General features: G+C 34.5%; 13 protein-coding genes. 8 read left to right on the forward strand and 5 right to left on the reverse strand.

The window, feature by feature from the left end:
- Positions 1-4 precede the first annotated feature (4 nt).
- Positions 5-526, reverse strand: coding sequence for a cytochrome b (locus AAGD65_RS01030; protein WP_264682953.1), 522 nt, complete (start codon positions 524-526; stop codon positions 5-7).
- A gap of 265 nt (positions 527-791) precedes the next feature.
- Between AAGD65_RS01030 and AAGD65_RS01035 the strand changes: the two genes are divergently transcribed.
- Positions 792-1,964 carry an NADH-quinone oxidoreductase subunit D gene (locus AAGD65_RS01035; protein ID WP_019236681.1) on the forward strand — a complete coding sequence of 391 codons (1,173 nt, stop codon included), beginning with the start codon at positions 792-794 and terminating at the stop codon, positions 1,962-1,964.
- Positions 1,965-1,982: 18 nt separating this feature from the next.
- Here AAGD65_RS01035 and recJ read toward each other — a convergent pair whose 3' ends face one another.
- Complete coding sequence (gene recJ / locus AAGD65_RS01040) at positions 1,983-3,719, reverse strand: single-stranded-DNA-specific exonuclease RecJ (RefSeq protein ID WP_341810947.1); 1,737 nt, start codon at positions 3,717-3,719, stop codon at positions 1,983-1,985.
- A 666-nt stretch (positions 3,720-4,385) separates the two neighbouring features.
- Here recJ and miaB point away from each other — a divergent pair.
- Positions 4,386-5,708 (forward strand): tRNA (N6-isopentenyl adenosine(37)-C2)-methylthiotransferase MiaB, encoded by a 1,323-nt coding sequence (miaB, locus tag AAGD65_RS01045; protein ID WP_264682955.1) that lies wholly within the window; start codon positions 4,386-4,388, stop codon positions 5,706-5,708.
- Positions 5,709-5,763: 55 nt separating this feature from the next.
- On the opposite strand, the gene AAGD65_RS01050 is transcribed toward miaB, so the two are convergent.
- Positions 5,764-5,997: a hypothetical protein gene (locus AAGD65_RS01050; protein WP_341810948.1), complete on the reverse strand. Its 234-nt coding sequence runs from the start codon at positions 5,995-5,997 to the stop codon at positions 5,764-5,766.
- A gap of 138 nt (positions 5,998-6,135) precedes the next feature.
- On the opposite strand from AAGD65_RS01050, the gene ileS reads away from it, so the two are divergent.
- Both ileS and AAGD65_RS01060 read left to right on the forward strand, forming a co-directional pair.
- Positions 6,136-9,306, forward strand: a complete 3,171-nt coding sequence (gene ileS / locus AAGD65_RS01055) for an isoleucine--tRNA ligase (RefSeq protein WP_264682956.1) — start codon at positions 6,136-6,138, stop codon at positions 9,304-9,306.
- Between the two features lie 44 nt (positions 9,307-9,350).
- On the forward strand, positions 9,351-12,341 hold the full coding sequence (locus AAGD65_RS01060; RefSeq protein ID WP_264682957.1) for a hypothetical protein: 2,991 nt from the start codon (positions 9,351-9,353) through the stop codon (positions 12,339-12,341).
- On the opposite strand, the gene pheT is transcribed toward AAGD65_RS01060, so the two are convergent.
- Positions 12,338-14,677, reverse strand: a complete 2,340-nt coding sequence (pheT, locus tag AAGD65_RS01065) for a phenylalanine--tRNA ligase subunit beta (RefSeq protein WP_264682958.1) — start codon at positions 14,675-14,677, stop codon at positions 12,338-12,340. The two genes, AAGD65_RS01060 and pheT, sit on opposite strands and share 4 nt — an antisense overlap.
- Before the next feature lie 112 nt (positions 14,678-14,789).
- Entirely contained in the window at positions 14,790-15,059 is a 270-nt protein-coding gene (locus tag AAGD65_RS01070) for a hypothetical protein (protein ID WP_010402566.1), read from the reverse strand.
- Between the two features lie 208 nt (positions 15,060-15,267).
- On the opposite strand from AAGD65_RS01070, the gene AAGD65_RS01075 reads away from it, so the two are divergent.
- From AAGD65_RS01075 to AAGD65_RS01090, 4 genes are read left to right on the forward strand one after another with little or no spacing between them, the layout of a single operon-like run.
- A complete protein-coding gene (locus AAGD65_RS01075; protein WP_007302047.1) occupies positions 15,268-15,993 on the forward strand; it encodes a F0F1 ATP synthase subunit A in 726 nt (241 codons plus the stop codon).
- A 59-nt stretch (positions 15,994-16,052) separates the two neighbouring features.
- Entirely contained in the window at positions 16,053-16,280 is a 228-nt protein-coding gene (locus tag AAGD65_RS01080) for a F0F1 ATP synthase subunit C (RefSeq protein WP_006014985.1), read from the forward strand.
- A gap of 3 nt (positions 16,281-16,283) precedes the next feature.
- Positions 16,284-16,763 (forward strand): ATP synthase F0 subunit B, encoded by a 480-nt coding sequence (locus AAGD65_RS01085; protein WP_007302046.1) that lies wholly within the window; start codon positions 16,284-16,286, stop codon positions 16,761-16,763.
- Between the two features lie 7 nt (positions 16,764-16,770).
- The gene (locus tag AAGD65_RS01090; protein ID WP_052264897.1) at positions 16,771-17,247 is read left to right on the forward strand and encodes an ATP synthase F0F1 subunit B; all 477 of its coding nucleotides are present in this window, start codon (positions 16,771-16,773) and stop codon (positions 17,245-17,247) included.
- The last annotated feature ends 4 nt before the right edge of the window (positions 17,248-17,251 follow it).

Genomic DNA, 17,251 nt, shown 5'->3' on the forward strand with positions numbered 1-17,251 from the left:
TAACCTATATCATACGTTTAAAAATGTTTTGTTTATCTATAAATGTGTGTTTTAAAGCACCAATTATATGCAAGGCTATAAAGAGTATCATAAAATATGCAAGTATCGAGTGTAACTGATTAGCTGCACTAGCTAGATCTGCATTATGGTTAATTAATAAAGGGATATGAAAAAAATATTTGATCTCTTTGCTAGAAGCAGAAGACATGACATAACCAGATAGTGGCATTAGCACCATCAAAGCATATAAACCAAAGTGTATCGTTTTGCTCGCATTAATTACGAATCGAGAAAAATTGGCTGGAAGTGGTGGAACATAAGTAAAGACGCGAAAAAATATGCGTACTATAATTAATCCAAGAACGGTGATACCGCAAGCCTTATGAATAGCGTATATGCTGAATTTAATTTCACTGCTAATCGGCAAACTTTTCATGTACAGCCCAGAACAAAGCATGCCAATAATAAAAGCAGACATTAACCAATGAATGATCCTTAAACCTAAACTATATTTATTGTCTTTCATTAATTTTGATTACTCTAAAGTAGAATTTATATAGTAGAAAAACTATTTCTCAATCAAAATTATCTATACATAATTTCGCTGCCTTGATCAACATAAGTGCAATAATTGTATGTGACACATAAACATTGTCTATCAGATTATGAAGAAGTGGTGAAGTTTTTGAGAGTTTTTCTATTGTAACGATGAGTTATAGCTTGTACAAGAAGCCTATTGACTTTAAGCACATTTTACCCTATAAAGTTCCAATACCTTAAGCTACCAAAGCATGCCTGATCTAAAGACAATGATGCTAAATTTTGGTCCTCAGCACCCAGCTGCACATGGGGTGCTACGACTTGTTTTAGAGATGGATGGTGAAGTGATCGAGAGAGCAGACCCCCATATTGGGCTTTTGCACCGTGGCACTGAAAAATTGATAGAACATAAAACATATCTTCAAGCTCTGCCTTATTTTGACCGCCTTGATTATGTGTCGCCAATGTCACAAGAGCATGCATATTCGTTGTGTGTAGAGAAATTGTTGCAATGTGAAATTCCAATTAGAGCAAAATATTTGCGTGTTTTGTTTTGTGAGCTGACAAGAATACTAAATCATTTACTAAATATCTCTTCTCAAGCACTTGATGTTGGGGCGATGACTCCTCTTTTATGGCTCTTTGAAGAGAGAGAAAAAATACTCGAGTTCTATGAAAGGGCCTCAGGTGCAAGATTTCACGCAGCTTATATAAGGCCAGGTGGACTTGCAGCAGATATCCCAGAAGGTTTGATTGAAGATATTGCAAAATTTATAGAGCAATTTCCAAAGTATATAGATGATGTTGATGAACTTTTAACGGAAAATAGGATATGGAAGCAACGCACTGTAGGAATTAGTGAAATATCAATAAAACAGGCGCTTGATTGGGGCTTTAGTGGACCAATGCTCCGTGCTGCTGGGCTTGCTTGGGATCTGCGAAAAAGCCAGCCATATGAGATATATGATCAGTTAGATTTTGATATACCTATCGGCCAAAATGGTGACTGTTATGACCGTTATTTAGTAAGAATGGCGGAGATTAGGCAATCTATTAGCTTGGTGAAGCAATGCATAGAGAAAATTCCTAAAGGGCCAATAAAAACTGAAGATAGAAAAATTTCTCCACCGCCAAGAGCAGAAATGAAAGAATCTATGGAGGCTATGATTCATCATTTTAAGCTTTATTCAGAAGGATATCATGTGCCAGAAGGTGAGGCATATGTGGCTGTTGAAGCGCCAAAAGGTGAGTTTGGAGTATATATAGTTTCAGATGGTACCAATAGACCTTATAGATGTCGAATAAGAGCACCTGGCTTTGCGCATTTACAGGCCTTAGATTTCATGGCAAAAGGACACATGCTTGCTGACATTGCAGCAATTATCGGTTCACTCGATATAGTCTTTGGTGAGATTGATAGGTAATTATTGTAAAATAGTAACTCAACTAATGGTCAATACATCCTCTATTAAAAACTGCACAAATTCATTGCCATTCCAGTAATTCATAGAGATTTTACCCAAAATGGCTTTAACATTACCCTGCATAATAGCAGAGCCAAGCTCAGTATTTGCACAGCGAAACGCAATAGCTTTGACCATAACATTATCGTCAGCAATAAAACATTTTATATGGTCAACTCCTATAACTTCCGGCTTTCTTATCTTTGCTCCTTGAATGATGAATCTCGGTTCAGGATTGCCAGCTCCAAATGGCTCTAAGCGCTGCAGTTGATTCCAAAGGGATAAGTTTATTGCTTTAGCTGTTACTATACCATCAGCTTTTATGATTTTGTCATTTGTAGAGTTTGCAAATCTTTCAGTAAAGAAATCATGTAGATCACTTATTTTATCTTCCTTAATCGAAAATCCTGCTGCCATACTGTGACCACCACCTTCAATGATTAGGTTGGTAAATTTTGCAGAAAGAACCGCAGCACCAATATCTACCCCAGAAATTGATCTGCAGCTTGCTTTTCCTATTCCATTATTTAAAGATATTACTATCGTTGGTAAGTGAAATTGCTCCTTTAGTCTTGATGCAATTATACCAATTATTCCCTGGTGCCAGTTGCCACTTACCATTATAAAATTTACACCTAATTGTGCAAATTTTCCTGCTTGTGTTGTAGCTTCCAAAATAGCCTCATTTTCTAGCATTTTTCTTGCATTATTTAAATCTATTAATTTTAGCGCGATTGAATGTGCATCATCATCATCGGTGGAAAGCAACCTTGCACCGAGCGATGCTTCTCCAATTCTTCCTCCGGCATTTATACATGGCCCAATACTAAACCCTAATCGCGAAACACTTGGTTTTTCAAGGATTCCCAAAGCGTCAAACAAAACACGTAAGCCAACATTTTTTCTTGCTGACATAACTTTTAATCCTTGTAAAACAAAAGCCCTATTTAGGCCTGTAATCTGCATAACATCACAGACAGTTCCAAGAGCAACCAAATCCAGTAGATCAAATAAATCTGGTTCTTTTTTGTTGGTAAAAAATCCTTGCTCACGTAGGATTCTGTTAAGAGCAACAATTAGCAGAAATGACACTCCAACTGCTGCTAAGTTATTATAAGGAGAGCTCTCATCAAGGCGGTTGGGATTAACAACTGCTACAGCACTTGGTAATTTTTCTGTTCCAAGGTGATGGTCGACAACTATAATATCAAGTCCAAAGACTTTTGCATCTTCTATTGGTTGATATGCAAGCGTACCGCAATCAACAGAAATACATAAATCAATACCATTCTTTTTAAGTTGTAATAAAGCATCTGTGTTCAATCCATAGCCCTCATCAACACGATCTGGAATATAGATTATAGAGCGTGTTCCAATCGCTCTTAGGTACCTATTAATCAATGCTGATGACGTTGCACCATCAACATCGTAATCACCAAATATTGCAATATTCTCATTATTGTTTATTGCTTTTATTATGTGAGAAACAGCTTTATCCATATCAAGGAGGTGAAAGGGATCTGGTAATAGCGATCTGATTAGTGGGTGTAAGAAGTCATGTGCATTTTCTATGTTAACACCACGAGCAACTAATATTCTTGCTAATATTTCTGGCAACTCAAATCTCTGTATAAGAGTAAAAATCTCCCTTTGATCTGCTTCTTGTAACTTCCACAGTGCATTTGTTATGCTGCATTTTTCAATATCAAGTAGCATATTTTTTGTAAATAAAACTACTTTACCAGAACTTTTACGCTTGTTCTATAATTGTGTTAGACTTCTGTGTAACCTAAAGAAAGATATAGGAGAGTGTCACTCGAAAGGAATCACATTTATTTTGACAAAGAGCATCTGTAAAATCTGATACTTCTTCTTGCATAACATGCTCTTTAATTAGTATTATATCTATATTGGCATATAAGTGTGAATATTATATTAGTGTAATTACTTTTTGGTATACATGACAAATTTATGCCTGGAAACAGTTTTTGGTTACTCAAACCTTTTCTACCTTTATTTCATATTCTTTAAAGTATTTTTTGCACTTTCTTTATAAAAACCATAGGTACCAATCGGTTTTTAGCTTAAGAATAAAGGTTAAGTATCTGGAATTCTGGACATAAAATCCTCCTGAAAGATTAGAAAGAAAATGCAGCGCACATACAACAGAATTTGAACACGTGCTGAAGAAGATACACTACGTTTTTTTTTGAAAAATTGACTGAAAAGTCTGCAGACGAAGATAGATTTTTGAGCTCTTAAAATACCTCTACTGTTAGAGTAAGGAAAGCGAGAAGGTTTGTCAAGCAATCTTTATTGGCTGTTGTACTAGAATTCAGTTTTTCGTATAATTTGCTAGAATTTGTGTGAAGAATTTTAAATATGAAAGGCCTATATATTAAAACTTACGGCTGTCAGATGAACGTTTATGACTCCATTTTAATGGAGAATATAGTTAAGCCTTTAGGGTTCAACGTTGTTAGTGATGCAGAACAAGCTGATTTGGTGATATTAAATACTTGTCATATTAGAGAAAAGGCAGCAGAAAAGCTTTACTCAGAGCTTGGAAGAATCCATTCATCACAAAAAAATAAGGAAATGACCATAGTGGTGGCTGGATGTGTAGCGCAAGCAGAGGGAGAAGAAGTGTTCAGAAGGGCTCCTTTTGTTGATATTGTTGTTGGTCCGCAGAGTATTTCTGCTTTACCGGAGTTAATAGTCAAAGCAAGCAGAAGTAAAGGTCATGTAATAAATACTGATTTTCCAGAAGTTGCGAAGTTTGATAAATTGCCAGATGAATGCTATGGCAATAGCCAGGGGTCTTCTGCGTTTCTTGCCATACAAGAAGGTTGTGATAAATTTTGTACGTTTTGTGTGGTACCATATACACGCGGGGCTGAGTATTCACGACCAGTAAATGAAATATTCCGTGAAACATTGAAGTTAGTTGCAAATGGGGCAAGGGAAATCAATTTGCTCGGTCAAAATGTTAATGCTTATCATGGAGAGTGCGAAGGAGAGGTGTGGGATTTAGGAAAATTAATTAGTCACATTGCTAAAATTGAAAAGCTAGAAAGAATCCGCTACACAACTTCTCATCCAAGAGATATGCACGAATCTCTCTACTTGGTACATGCGGAGGAATCAAAACTCATGCCGTTTGTTCACCTACCTGTGCAGTCAGGTTCGAATAAAATATTGCATGCAATGAATAGAAAACACACGGCAGAGGAATATTTGGGAATAATAGACAGATTGCGCAAATTGAAACCTGAAATTGAATTTTCTTCTGATTTTATCGTTGGCTTTCCTGGAGAAACTGAAAAAGATTTTGAAAAAACTATGAAATTAGTAGAAAAAATAAAATATGCTCAGGCTTATAGTTTTAAATATAGCCCAAGGCCAGGAACGCCAGGGGCGGAAAGAAAAGATCAAGTACCAGAAGAGGTTAAAACAGAGCGCCTTCTTCGTTTACAGGAATTAATTAGCAAGCAACAACTTGAATTTAATCAGAGTATGATAGGAAAAACTATTCCTGTTCTATTCAGTGATAAAAAAGGTAAACACCAAAATCAAATTATTGGTAAAAGCCCATACATGCAATCAGTATGCGTTGATGATCCTGACGATAAATACAAAGATAAAATAGTAAATGTAAGGATATTGGAAGCTCGGCAAAATAGTTTGTTGGGATGCGCTGCCTAATTAGAGAAAAGTGCTCCCATGGTCTCGTGTAGTAGCACTTTGTGTGTTTTATAAGCTATCTAGATTTAATCCTTAAAGGACTACAACTCTCTGTTACGTAATCATATGAGACTTGATATAATAGATTTGCGGGATTTTTTTTCTTTTCCCACTGATAGTGTACTTTTTCAACCTTTCCAGAATTATTATATTCATAAGAAAGCGATCTCCAAATAACGCTGCTTTTACTATTATTTTTGTTAGCATCGTGAAATTTCTGATAAGGCCAACTGTTATTGTCTTTATTCATCTTTAACTTAAGTAAATAAGTCTGATTTATTAATATGCTGTATAATAATGTCAACACCTATCAATGTTTATAGAAACAGAGTTTTTGGATTTGTAATTTTCTGGAAAGCTCTATATTCTTTGATTTTATCCAGTTAAAATGAATATGAAGTATTATCCTGATACAAGCAGCAATCCTGATTTTTCATTGCTAGAAAAGGAAATCATAAAATTTTGGCAGGAAAATAAAATTTTTGAGCAGTCAGTCGAGAAACGTTCCAAGGATCATTGTTTTGTATTTTATGATGGGCCTCCGTTTGCAAATGGACTTCCGCATTACGGACACTTGCTTACTGGTTTTATAAAAGATGCATTTGCAAGATATCAAACTATGCTGCAAAAAAGGGTTGAACGCAGATTTGGTTGGGATTGCCATGGGCTACCGGCTGAGATGGGCGCGGAAAAGGAACTTAGAATATCTGGTAGAACTGAGATAGAGAAATTTGGCATTGAAAAATTCAATAATCATTGCCGTACTTCTGTGATGAAATTTTCATCAGAATGGGAGAAGTATGTAAATAGACAAGCAAGATGGGTAGATTTTCACAATGACTATAAGACTATGGATAAGTCATTCATGGAGTCGGTCATGTGGGCATTTAAGCAGCTTTATGATAAAGGTCTGGTGTATGAATCAATACGCGTTGTTCCCTATAGCTGGGCGTGCGAAACTCCACTCTCTAATTTTGAAACAAGGCTTGATAATGCATATAGAGAAAAAATTAGCAAAGCTGTAACTGTTGCTTTTGAACTTTTAGAAAATCCAAAGCAATTTAAACAAAAATGTAGATTACTTGCTTGGACTACAACGCCTTGGACGTTGCCGAGCAATCTTGCACTGGCAGTAGGGGAGGATATTGAGTATTGTATGGTGTTAGTAAATGGTGAAGTCTGCATCTTTGCTGAAAGTTATTTAGAGAAATTTGTCAGCCACTGTGAACAAAGCAATATTCAATATGAAAACTGTAATACAAAACTTAAAGCGAGTGATCTTGCAGGTCTTTCCTATAAACCACTGTTTGATTACTTTAAAGATACAAAGAATGCGTTCCGTGTTTTCATTGCTGATTATGTTACAGGAGAAGATGGTACTGGTGTTGTGCACACTGCTCCTGGATTTGGTGAAGAAGATTTTTACCTTTGCCAAAGCCATGATATTCGAGCTGTTTGTCCAGTTGATAACGCTGGAAAATTTACTACTGAAGTTTCAGATTTGGCAGGAGTTCATGTTTTTGATGCCAATGATACAGTAATCAAGAAATTAAAAAGGCAGGGGAGCTGGTTTAAAACTGAGCAATATATTCACAATTATCCACACTGCTGGAGAACTGACACTCCTTTAATCTACCGCACTATGCCTTCTTGGTATGTTGCTGTGACAAAGTTTAAGGGAAGAATGACAGAGCTAAATAAGAGAGTTAATTGGATGCCAAATCATATAAGAGATGGTCAATTTGGAAAATGGCTTGAAGGAGCGCACGACTGGTCTATTTCACGCAATCGATTCTGGGGTACTCCAATTCCTGTGTGGAAATCAGACGATGCAAAATATCCAAGAGTGGATGTGTATGGCTCAATAGCAGAACTAGAGCGAGACTTTAATGTTAAGATAGATGACTTGCACAGACCGTTTATCGATACTTTGACGAGACCAAATCCTGATGATCCAACAGGAAAATCAGTTATGCGTCGTGTGCCTGATGTGTTTGATTGTTGGTTTGAGTCTGGCTCGATGCCGTTCGCGCAAGTTCACTATCCGTTTGAAAATAAAGAATGGTTCGAGAAAAATTTCCCTGCGGATTTTATCACTGAATATATAGCACAAACAAGAGGATGGTTCTATACGCTTTTTGTGCTTTCCACTGCTTTATTTGACAGTGAGCCATTTAAGAACTGCATATGCCACGGTGTGGTTCTTGATGTGAAAGGGCAGAAATTATCCAAACGTCTGAATAATTATGCGGACCCAATGGAAGTGTTTGACAAATATGGTTCTGATGCGCTGCGTTTTCTTATGCTGTCTGGTTCCATTGTCTGCGGTGGTAATTTACTACTCGACAAAGAAGGAAATTTAGTGCGTGATGTTCTGAAAAACGTAATAAAACCTATTTGGAACAGTTATCACTTTTTTACTATGTATGCAAATGCAGATGGAATTAAAGCTGAGATTTGTAGGCATTATCAGAATACTATTGATTGCTACATGATTTCAAAATGTTTTGAAGCTGTGGAAGGTATGCGAGCTTCTATGAACAACTATAACTCTCAGGAAGCTTGCAAAATCTTGACAGATTTTTTTGAAGTGCTAAATAATTGGTATATTCGTCGCAGTCGCGAGCGTTTTTGGAAAAGTGACTTAGATCAAGATAAAACCGACGCTTATAATGTTCTGTACACAGTTTTTTATTACATGCTTCGAGCTGCAGCTCCTTTGTTGCCACTCATAACAGAGACTATATGGCAAGGGCTTCAGTACAAAGAAACATCTGTTCATTTGGCTGATTTTCCACAATCAGATAGATATGACAGTGAACTCATTGCCAAGATGGATTTGGTAAGAGAGATATGTAACTCTGCATTATCCATCAGAAATACGTTTAACATGCGCATCAGGCAGCCACTTGGCAGTATGACCATTTATCATAGGTCTTCCTGCGATTTCCTTGAAAATGAATATCAAGAGATAATAAGAGATGAGGTGAATGTAAAAGAACTAGAAATAGTAAGTGAGTTGAAAGAAGTTGCGTCACTAGAGCTAAAACTAAATTTTCCGCTACTTGGTAAGAAGGTTGCAGATAAAATCAAGAAACTAGTTCAATATGTCAAAGAAGAAAAGTGGAAGCAAATTGAGAATGAGCAAATATTTCTGGGGGATGAAACAGAGAACTATACTATAGAAAAAGGTGAATATGAACTATTGTTAAAAGCAAACAGTGAATATTCTTCTGTATTTGATAACAATAAAGGGATTGTTATTCTGAGCACTGAGCTCGATGATGAACTAATTCTAGAAGGGCTTGCGAGAGATGTTGTGAGGCTTATTCAAGAAACTAGAAAACAAGCTGATTTTCATATATCAGATAGAATCAGAGTAATAATTAAAGCAGAAGATGAAAAAATTAAGGAAGCAATAAATACATGGGTTGAATATATAAAAGATCAGACCCTTGCCTTATCTTTGGACACTAATAAAGAGATTGAGGCCGATTTCTATTCTAAGGAATACCAAGGTTTGACAGTTGGTATTAAGTTAATAAAGTTGCAAAGTTAGTAATGTTTATGCTATACTTAAATTGCTTTAAGTAGGGTGGTGATATGAATCAAGTTGTTGCAGATGGTCATAGAGAAGTTATTGATTTAAATAACAACAGTGATGGTTCAGGTAAAGTAGAATCTATTTCCAATGTTGCTTTGGAAGAGGAAGAAGAGTTTTTTGATGCTATGGAAGATGTTTCTAATGTAGAAGAAGGGAATGATTTAGGTCTTGCTAATTCAGAAGAGGAAGAAGAGTTTTTTGATGCTGTAAGTAAGCAGAATTGGTTAATTAAACAAATAGCTGCTTTTAATGTTCCACTCAGTATATTTCATTATAAAGATTATAATTCTGAGTTTTTTACTTCCTGGTATAATATGTCAAGTGAAATATTTAAGGAAATAAACAGAGCTTGTCCAGAGAAGAAAATATTAAATTTAGCTCTGTCAGTTTTAATGCTCCCTTATATTGCTTTTACTGCGCTGGGGTTAGTCATATACAGTAGATTTAAAGCAAATAGCAAGACACAAGAAGGTGTAGTGGAAGATAAGACAAAAAAGAGTGAAACAGGTGTGCCAAAAAGATTGGCATATGGCGCTCTTGCTGCAATGGCAATTTTTGTTAATGTGACTGTGCTTGTAGCCTTAATCGTTCCTGCAACAGTTGCTTTGGCTACTTTTTATCTTTTAAATAGAGAGTTAGTCCATTCTTTAGTTACTGTTCTTAAAATAAGTACGGGGCAGTATTCTAATAAGCACCAAAATATAGAGGTATCTTTTCATGAAATGGAGGTTTCTGAGTCAAGCATTGCATATGATATGGAAATAAAGTTTCCACCACAATTTAAACAATTACTTAAAGATTTATGCGAGAATGAAGATAATAAGTGGTTTAATGTGACACGAGATTCAGAGCATAATACCATACTAAAATTGTCAACTAACATCAATTTAAAAAATGGTCTTAAGCCCTTACATAGTGAAATCAAGAATGTGCTTGCAACTTCGATTCAAGAATGCGCAAGAACTATGGGAAAGCTGGTGAGTCCAAAAAAGAAAGATACACATGATAAACTGAAGGAATTGTTGAACGAATTCAGGCTGAAAGTTGTAGATAGTATAGGCCATCAATTGACAACTCATTTGATAGAAAATGCTTATCAAGTTGCCTTCATACAAGCAATTAAGTTTCAGCAAAATAGACGGGGAGAAGATTTTTCACTGGAGGATGAGCTAAAAAATACTTTAGTGAAACAGAAATTAGAAAGTCAAGGTAAGGAATTACCAAATGAGAAAGAGATGATAATAAAAGATCTGAGAGAAGCAGGAGCAAAAGTACCAGATATCTTAGAAGATAGTGAATTTCCTGTATTTAAAGCAGAATGGGAACGGCTTAAAGAAGAAGGGAAAATAGCTAAGAGGACAATTATTGATGTTTATGAGGATATAAATCCTGAAAAAACAGAAGAAGCTCTAAATAATGCTAAAAAAGGAATTGAGGATTTAAAGAAAAAAGGAGAAGAAAGATATACTAAGATACATAAAGAACTGAAAAAAGTATATGATGAAGAAAAAAATAACTTCACAAACGATAATTTAAAAAAGAAATTAAAAGATTTTTTAGAAGAGGAGGGACCAGATGGGATACACGAAAAATTGGAAAAAATATTTAAGGATATAAAAGAGAATAACTCAACATATGGTGTTTTAGAAAGCAAATTAAGAGGTTTTTTAAAAGAAGCAGGAGAAGATAAGGGACATGCAAAATTGAAAGGAATATACGAGATTATAAAAAAGAATAGCTTAGCGGAGGATAATTTAAGAAGAAGATTAGAAGGTCTTTTTAAGTTCGAATATGGTAATCAAGAAGTTAAGCGAAGACTAGTAAAATCAGTAATGAGAAAAGCAAAGGGTGAGTTAAGCCTGTTAGGAATATTAAGCTTAATAGACCAGTTTCGAGATTTAGAAGAGGAGATAAAAGGTCCTTTGAATGGGGAAAGTTTAGAAGAAGCTTCAGGTAAAGTGAATGATTTTATAGCAAAGATGTATTTAGAAATAACGAAATGTAAAATGCAAAATTTATTTAAAGGTCAAGCAAAGGGTATAGAGAATTCATGTAAGTTATTAGAAAGGGAGGCACCAGATCTAGTAGAAAAGATTAATTCACATCGAGTGAGAATTGAAAAATACTTAAAAAGACCTGAAAAACCTATGCTATTGAGAAAAATAATAGAAGGGAGTAAGGATTTAAATAAGTACTTAAAAGATGAGCAAGAGAGAAGAGGAGAAAAGCATCCAAATACAAAGCTAGTACAGAAGCACTTAGAAAATAACAAAGAAATTCTAAAAACATTAGAACAGTTGAAATTGGAAGAAAAAGGATTATTGATAAATGAAAAAACAATAAATGATTATAGAGAAGAACTAGAATCTCGTGAAAAAATAAAATTTGCAATAATAGAAGATGATTTACTGAAGGCGTTCGAGCATGAAACTTTTAACGAAGAAGCAATTAAGAAATTATTAGAGAGAGCAGAACTTGAGTACTATTTTGCAGAAAAGTGCATAAAAAGTCCTGTGATTAAGACAAAAGACAATATCAAACATTTTTGTCAAGATTTATTGTCTCCTTTAATAAATAGGTTGGTGGAAAATATAGTAAATAATGTACCAAAAAGTGATAAGAGTTCATGGCTGCAGCCTATAAAAGCTATTAGGACAGGCTTGGGATATATTCAAACAGGTCTTGCCGTTGCAATGCGTGGGGATAAGAGCACAGAAGGGAAAGCATTGAGTGTGGCACATGATACTCATAAGGAAGTAGAGACATTTCTTCAACATTTTCAATCAAGTTATGAGGAAGTAGGAGTTTTTTTGGGTAATTTATTTTCTGATGATGGAACGACATTTAAAAATGATGTATGGCCTAAAGTAGAAGAGCATTTGCATGGAATGTGGGATAGGTTTTTCAAGGATATTGAATTCAAGATAGGGAATAAATTGGATGAAGTAAACGTGACACAGCAAAATCAGGAAACGGCGATTACGGCTTAATGATGAGCTCTCAAAGTTCCTTCAGTATTTTCACACACTAAGTTGACTATCATATTTGATTCTTTTTGGATTTCCTCTTCAGTTAAAGTGTGAGTTGGAGAGCAGAAAGTAACTGAAAATGCTATAGACATCTTATTCGATTCTATATTGTTTCCATGATATACATCAAATATCAAAACTTCTGTGATGAGCTCTGAGCTTTTTTTCACCATATTGATTATACTGCCTGCTGCTACATCTTTATTTACAATAAATGCAAAGTCGCGTTTTACACTTTGATATTTATAATCGATAAATTTTTTTCTACTTATAGGTAAATTTTCGATATTTTCTAATATCAACTCAAAGCCTACAATTTTTTGTTTGATGTTAAAAAAATCCAATATACTCGGATGCAATTCTCCAAAATAACCAACTATTTTACTTCTAAAAGATAAGGAGCCTGATTTTCCTGGGTGATAATATTCTTTTTCTGCTCTCTCTATTGCTAAATTATCACAATTGACATTAAAAAGTTCCAAAGCTGTTATGAGGTCAGCCTTTGCGTCAAAAATATCTATTTTTCTATCAGTGTTATAGTGGTTTTTCGGCGAATTATTTCCTGATCTAATTCCACTTAAAACGTACTTAGACTGAGCCTCACCATTATAAATTGGTCCAATTTCAAAAATTGCGAGATCAGATATCCCGTGAGCAATATTATCTGCAGTGACTTGCAACAAATTTGGTATGACACTTGGCCTCATTATATTGAAGTTATTATTAAATGGATTATCGATAATGAATAACTTATTCAAGTAACCAAACTTTTCAGCTATTGATTCACTCATAAAAGACCAAGTTATCACTTCATGAAATCCTCTGCTTGTCATTAAAATGCGCAAATCATCTTGTGTCTCTTCTTCTACTGTAACGTCTTCTGCTAGTTGCTCTTCCTTTATTTTATCATAGCCGTATATTCTTACTACCTCTTCAACTAGGTCAGCAGGTATGGTTATGTCTGGTCTCCAGCTTGGTACATGTACGCTCCAATTATTTTCAGTTCTTTTATCAATACTAAACCCTAATTTTGTTAAAATATTGAGTACTTCATCAGGTGATGCAGATACACTTCCAAGTTTGTTTGCATTCTGATAATCAAAATTTATCTTGGTATCAGCCTTATTCAGATTACCAGCAGACACTACACTTGACACTTCTCCACCACATAAATCCAAAATCATTTTGGCTGCAAGATTGAGTCCATCAAGGGTAAATTCAGAGTCAATTGAACGTGCAAATCTGTAACTTGAGTCTGTGGAGATGCCTAGCTGCCTTGAAGATTTAGTAATAGAGATAGGGTCAAACCAAGCAGACTCTAAAAAGATATCAGTAGTCTCAAGAGAGCATTCACTGTACTTACTGCCCATAATTCCAGCAATTGCATGAACATTTTTATCATCAGAAATAACGCTTATGTCTTTGTTTAATAAGTACTCTTTATCATTTAAACCAATAAATTTTTCTTCGTCATTTGCTTTGCGTACTATGAGCTCTCCTTCTATTTTTTTTGCATCATACGCGTGCATCGGGCGCCCGAAAGATATCATAATGTAATTAGTAATATCAACTATTGCAGAAATGGAGCGCATTCCTATCGATTCCAATTTATCTTTTAACCATTTTGGGCTCTCTCTATTTTTTACATTGGTGATGTATATTCCACTAATAAAGCTCTCCCCGTCAGTAATTTTGACGTTTACTGGTGAATTTATAGAGCAGGCAAGTTGTGGAACGCTTAAAGTCTTGAGTATCCCAATTCCAGTTGCTGCTAAATCTCGAGCTATTCCATATACGCCTAAGCAATCTCCACGGTTTGGAGTGATGTTTATGTCAATTACAGGATCGCAATTGAAAAATTTATCTCCTGTTTTATAATCATCAGAAAGCTCGATTATTCCTTCACTTTCATCTTGAGTCAGCGAAAGCTCAGAGGCAGAGCAGAGCATTCCTTCACTTAGCACTCCTCTTATTTTTGTAGGCTTAATTGTAAAGTTGCTTTCTGGCAATGTGCTACCAAGAGATGCAAGTACAGTCTTCATGTCTTCTTTAACATTTTTTGCTCCGCAGACTATCTGCAGAACTTTACTTCCATCATTTACTTTACATAATTTTAATTTATCAGCATTTGGATGAGGTGCGACTTCTAATACTTCTGCAACAACAAACCCGGCCAATCTGGAATTGTCGATCACATTCTCTACTTCCAACCCTATGTGAGTTAATTTATCAGTAATTTCCTCTAAACTAGCATTGGTTTCTAAGTACTCTAGTAACCAAGATAATGTGAACTTCATTTATTTAACAGAAAATAAAAAAGTTATTGTAATGTAAAATATAATGATTTTAAAGCTTGTTGTAGTGAGTAGCTTCTCTAATTGTAAAAAACGAAGGAGAAGCCTACTCTTTCTACAAAGAAAGAATTTTCTTTATATCACCTTTGCAGTCCATTTCCATGCAGAGTTGAATGTTCATATTGTGATCATCTATATGGAAATTATAAATGTAAGCATCACCAGTGAAATTTCCTATAACATCATGGCTTTCATTTAGCATTTCACCTGCCATGTGGAAAAGACCAGTGTCTGAGTTAGAAGAATAATCTGTAAACTTGATGTACCCGTTACCACATTCCTGTTCTAAATTTAAAGGTGGATTAGTAAAATCTATTTCGTTCATAATTGCCTCATATTAAAACTAAATTATAGTTAAAATAAGATGTTAAGTCAAGAATTTAGAATAAGATTGGTAGCTGACTATAATTTGCATTTTAATTGTATATTTTGTTAATATGTTAATAATACAGAGCTCCTTATCTTAATTCTTGACTTTATTCTATAAAATTTATACTTTATTTACTGCTGCAGTTTAAGTATACAGGGTCAAAATGGCGTTAAATCCGCTAGAACAATTTAAAGTATATACAATAATAGAACTACCAAAATTATTTGGGTATGACATAAACTTTACCAACTCATCTCTTTTTATGATGATCTCGGTGATATTAATGGTACTGTTTTTGCTCCTTGGAATAAGAAAAGGTGCAGTAATACCAGGATATTTGCAAGCTGCAGTTGAATATGTATATGATTTTGTTGTTTCAATAATAGAAAGTAACACTGGAAGCAAAGGTTTGGAGCACATTCCTTTGATATTTACAGTATTTATTTTCATTTTATCGTGTAATTTAGTTGGTGTTCTTCCTTATAGTTTCACAGTTACAAGTCATGTGATAGTTACCTTCGCTTTATCAATGGTGGTTTTTACTTATATAACGATTGTTGGGTTTAAAGAAAGAGGAGTAGAATTTTTACGCATATTGCTACCAAAAGGAACTCCTTCGTGGCTTGCACCTATAATCATCATTATTAAATTATTTGCTTATTTAGTAAGACCGATTAGTTTATCAATAAGGCTTGCAGCAAATATGATTGCGGGTCATACAATCATCAAAGTGATAGCAGGATTCGTCATAAATATGAACATATTTTTTACACCTGCACCTTTTTTGTTTATAATTGCACTAATAGGATTTGAAGTATTTGTTGCAGTTTTGCAAGCTTATATATTTACTATATTAACATGTGTATATTTGTCAGATGCAGTAAAGTAATTGACTTCCTTGCAGAATATTTTACAATTATATTATAAAGAAATAGTTAAAGGTAATATATGGATTTAGTGGCTTTAAAATTTATAGCAATTGGTTTGGCTGTATTTGGAATGCTCGGTGCTGGTTTAGGTATAGCTAATATCTTCTCTGCTATGTTAAATGGGATTGCGAGAAATCCTGAGTCAGAAGGTAAAATGAAAAGTTACGTTTATATTGGTGCTGCCATGGTTGAAATCATGGGGTTGCTTGCGTTTGTACTTGCAATGTTATTAATATTTGCTGCTTAACAGATGCCACAGCTTGATGTTTCAACTTTCTCTTCTCAAATTTTTTGGTTTTTAATTTTTTTCTCTTCACTTTTTTTTGTAGTGAGTTGTTTGTTTTTACCGAAGTTAGATGAAATAATAAGCACTAGAAGTAAAGAAGTGTTAGATTCATTTAATAGTTCTATTCACCTTTTAAGACTTACAGAAGAGCAAATTGCCAAGTATAATGCAGCTTTAAATCAAGCTAGAGTACGGGCAAAAAAAATCATAGATGATGCATTTGCTCAAGTAGAAGAAATGAGAGCGAATGTTAAGGATATATTGGAAGAGGAAGACAAGAAGATGATTAAACTTGTTGAAGAAAAGGTAGTACAATTTAAATCTAAGTATATTAGTGAATTAAAACAAATGGCTACTAGTATTGCTTTGATTTACTATACTAAGTTAACTAATTCTGAGATTGAAGAGGAATTTGTTGCTGACTTGGTGTCAAAAGAATTTTAGGGTTTTTATGTCTACATTACTAGTTATAAGCCTTGCTTTTTTAGTAGGTTTTATCCTCTCATATAAATTGCTAAGGAAGGTAATAAAAAACGCGCTTAACAATAAACGTAACAAAAGCAAGTTTTCAAGTGAAGAAACTGAAAAATTCAGAAAAGATATGTTGGAGTATTACAAAAAATCTTCTGAAAAATACAAAAAATTAGATGCAGAAGTTAACAAAATGATGAATGAAGCACTTGATAAGGCTAATAGTATTATTAAGCATAATAGACAGCAACTCGATCAAACGTTAGATGAAAATGCCCATTCTAATTTGAAGAAAGTTACTGACCAAGTTGAAAAAGCTCTTGGGGATTTACAAGCTAACACAGCGAGTATAGCTGCTGATGCTGTAAAAAAAATAATGCATGAACGTAAAGATGATAAGCGTAGTAGTGAGGTTATATCTTCGTTTTCACGTGACTTGAGCAAAAAGTTGCATTAAGTTT

This window comes from Wolbachia endosymbiont (group B) of Chesias legatella, from assembly GCF_964026945.1.
In the GTDB taxonomy this organism is placed as follows: Bacteria; Pseudomonadota; Alphaproteobacteria; order Rickettsiales; family Anaplasmataceae; genus Wolbachia.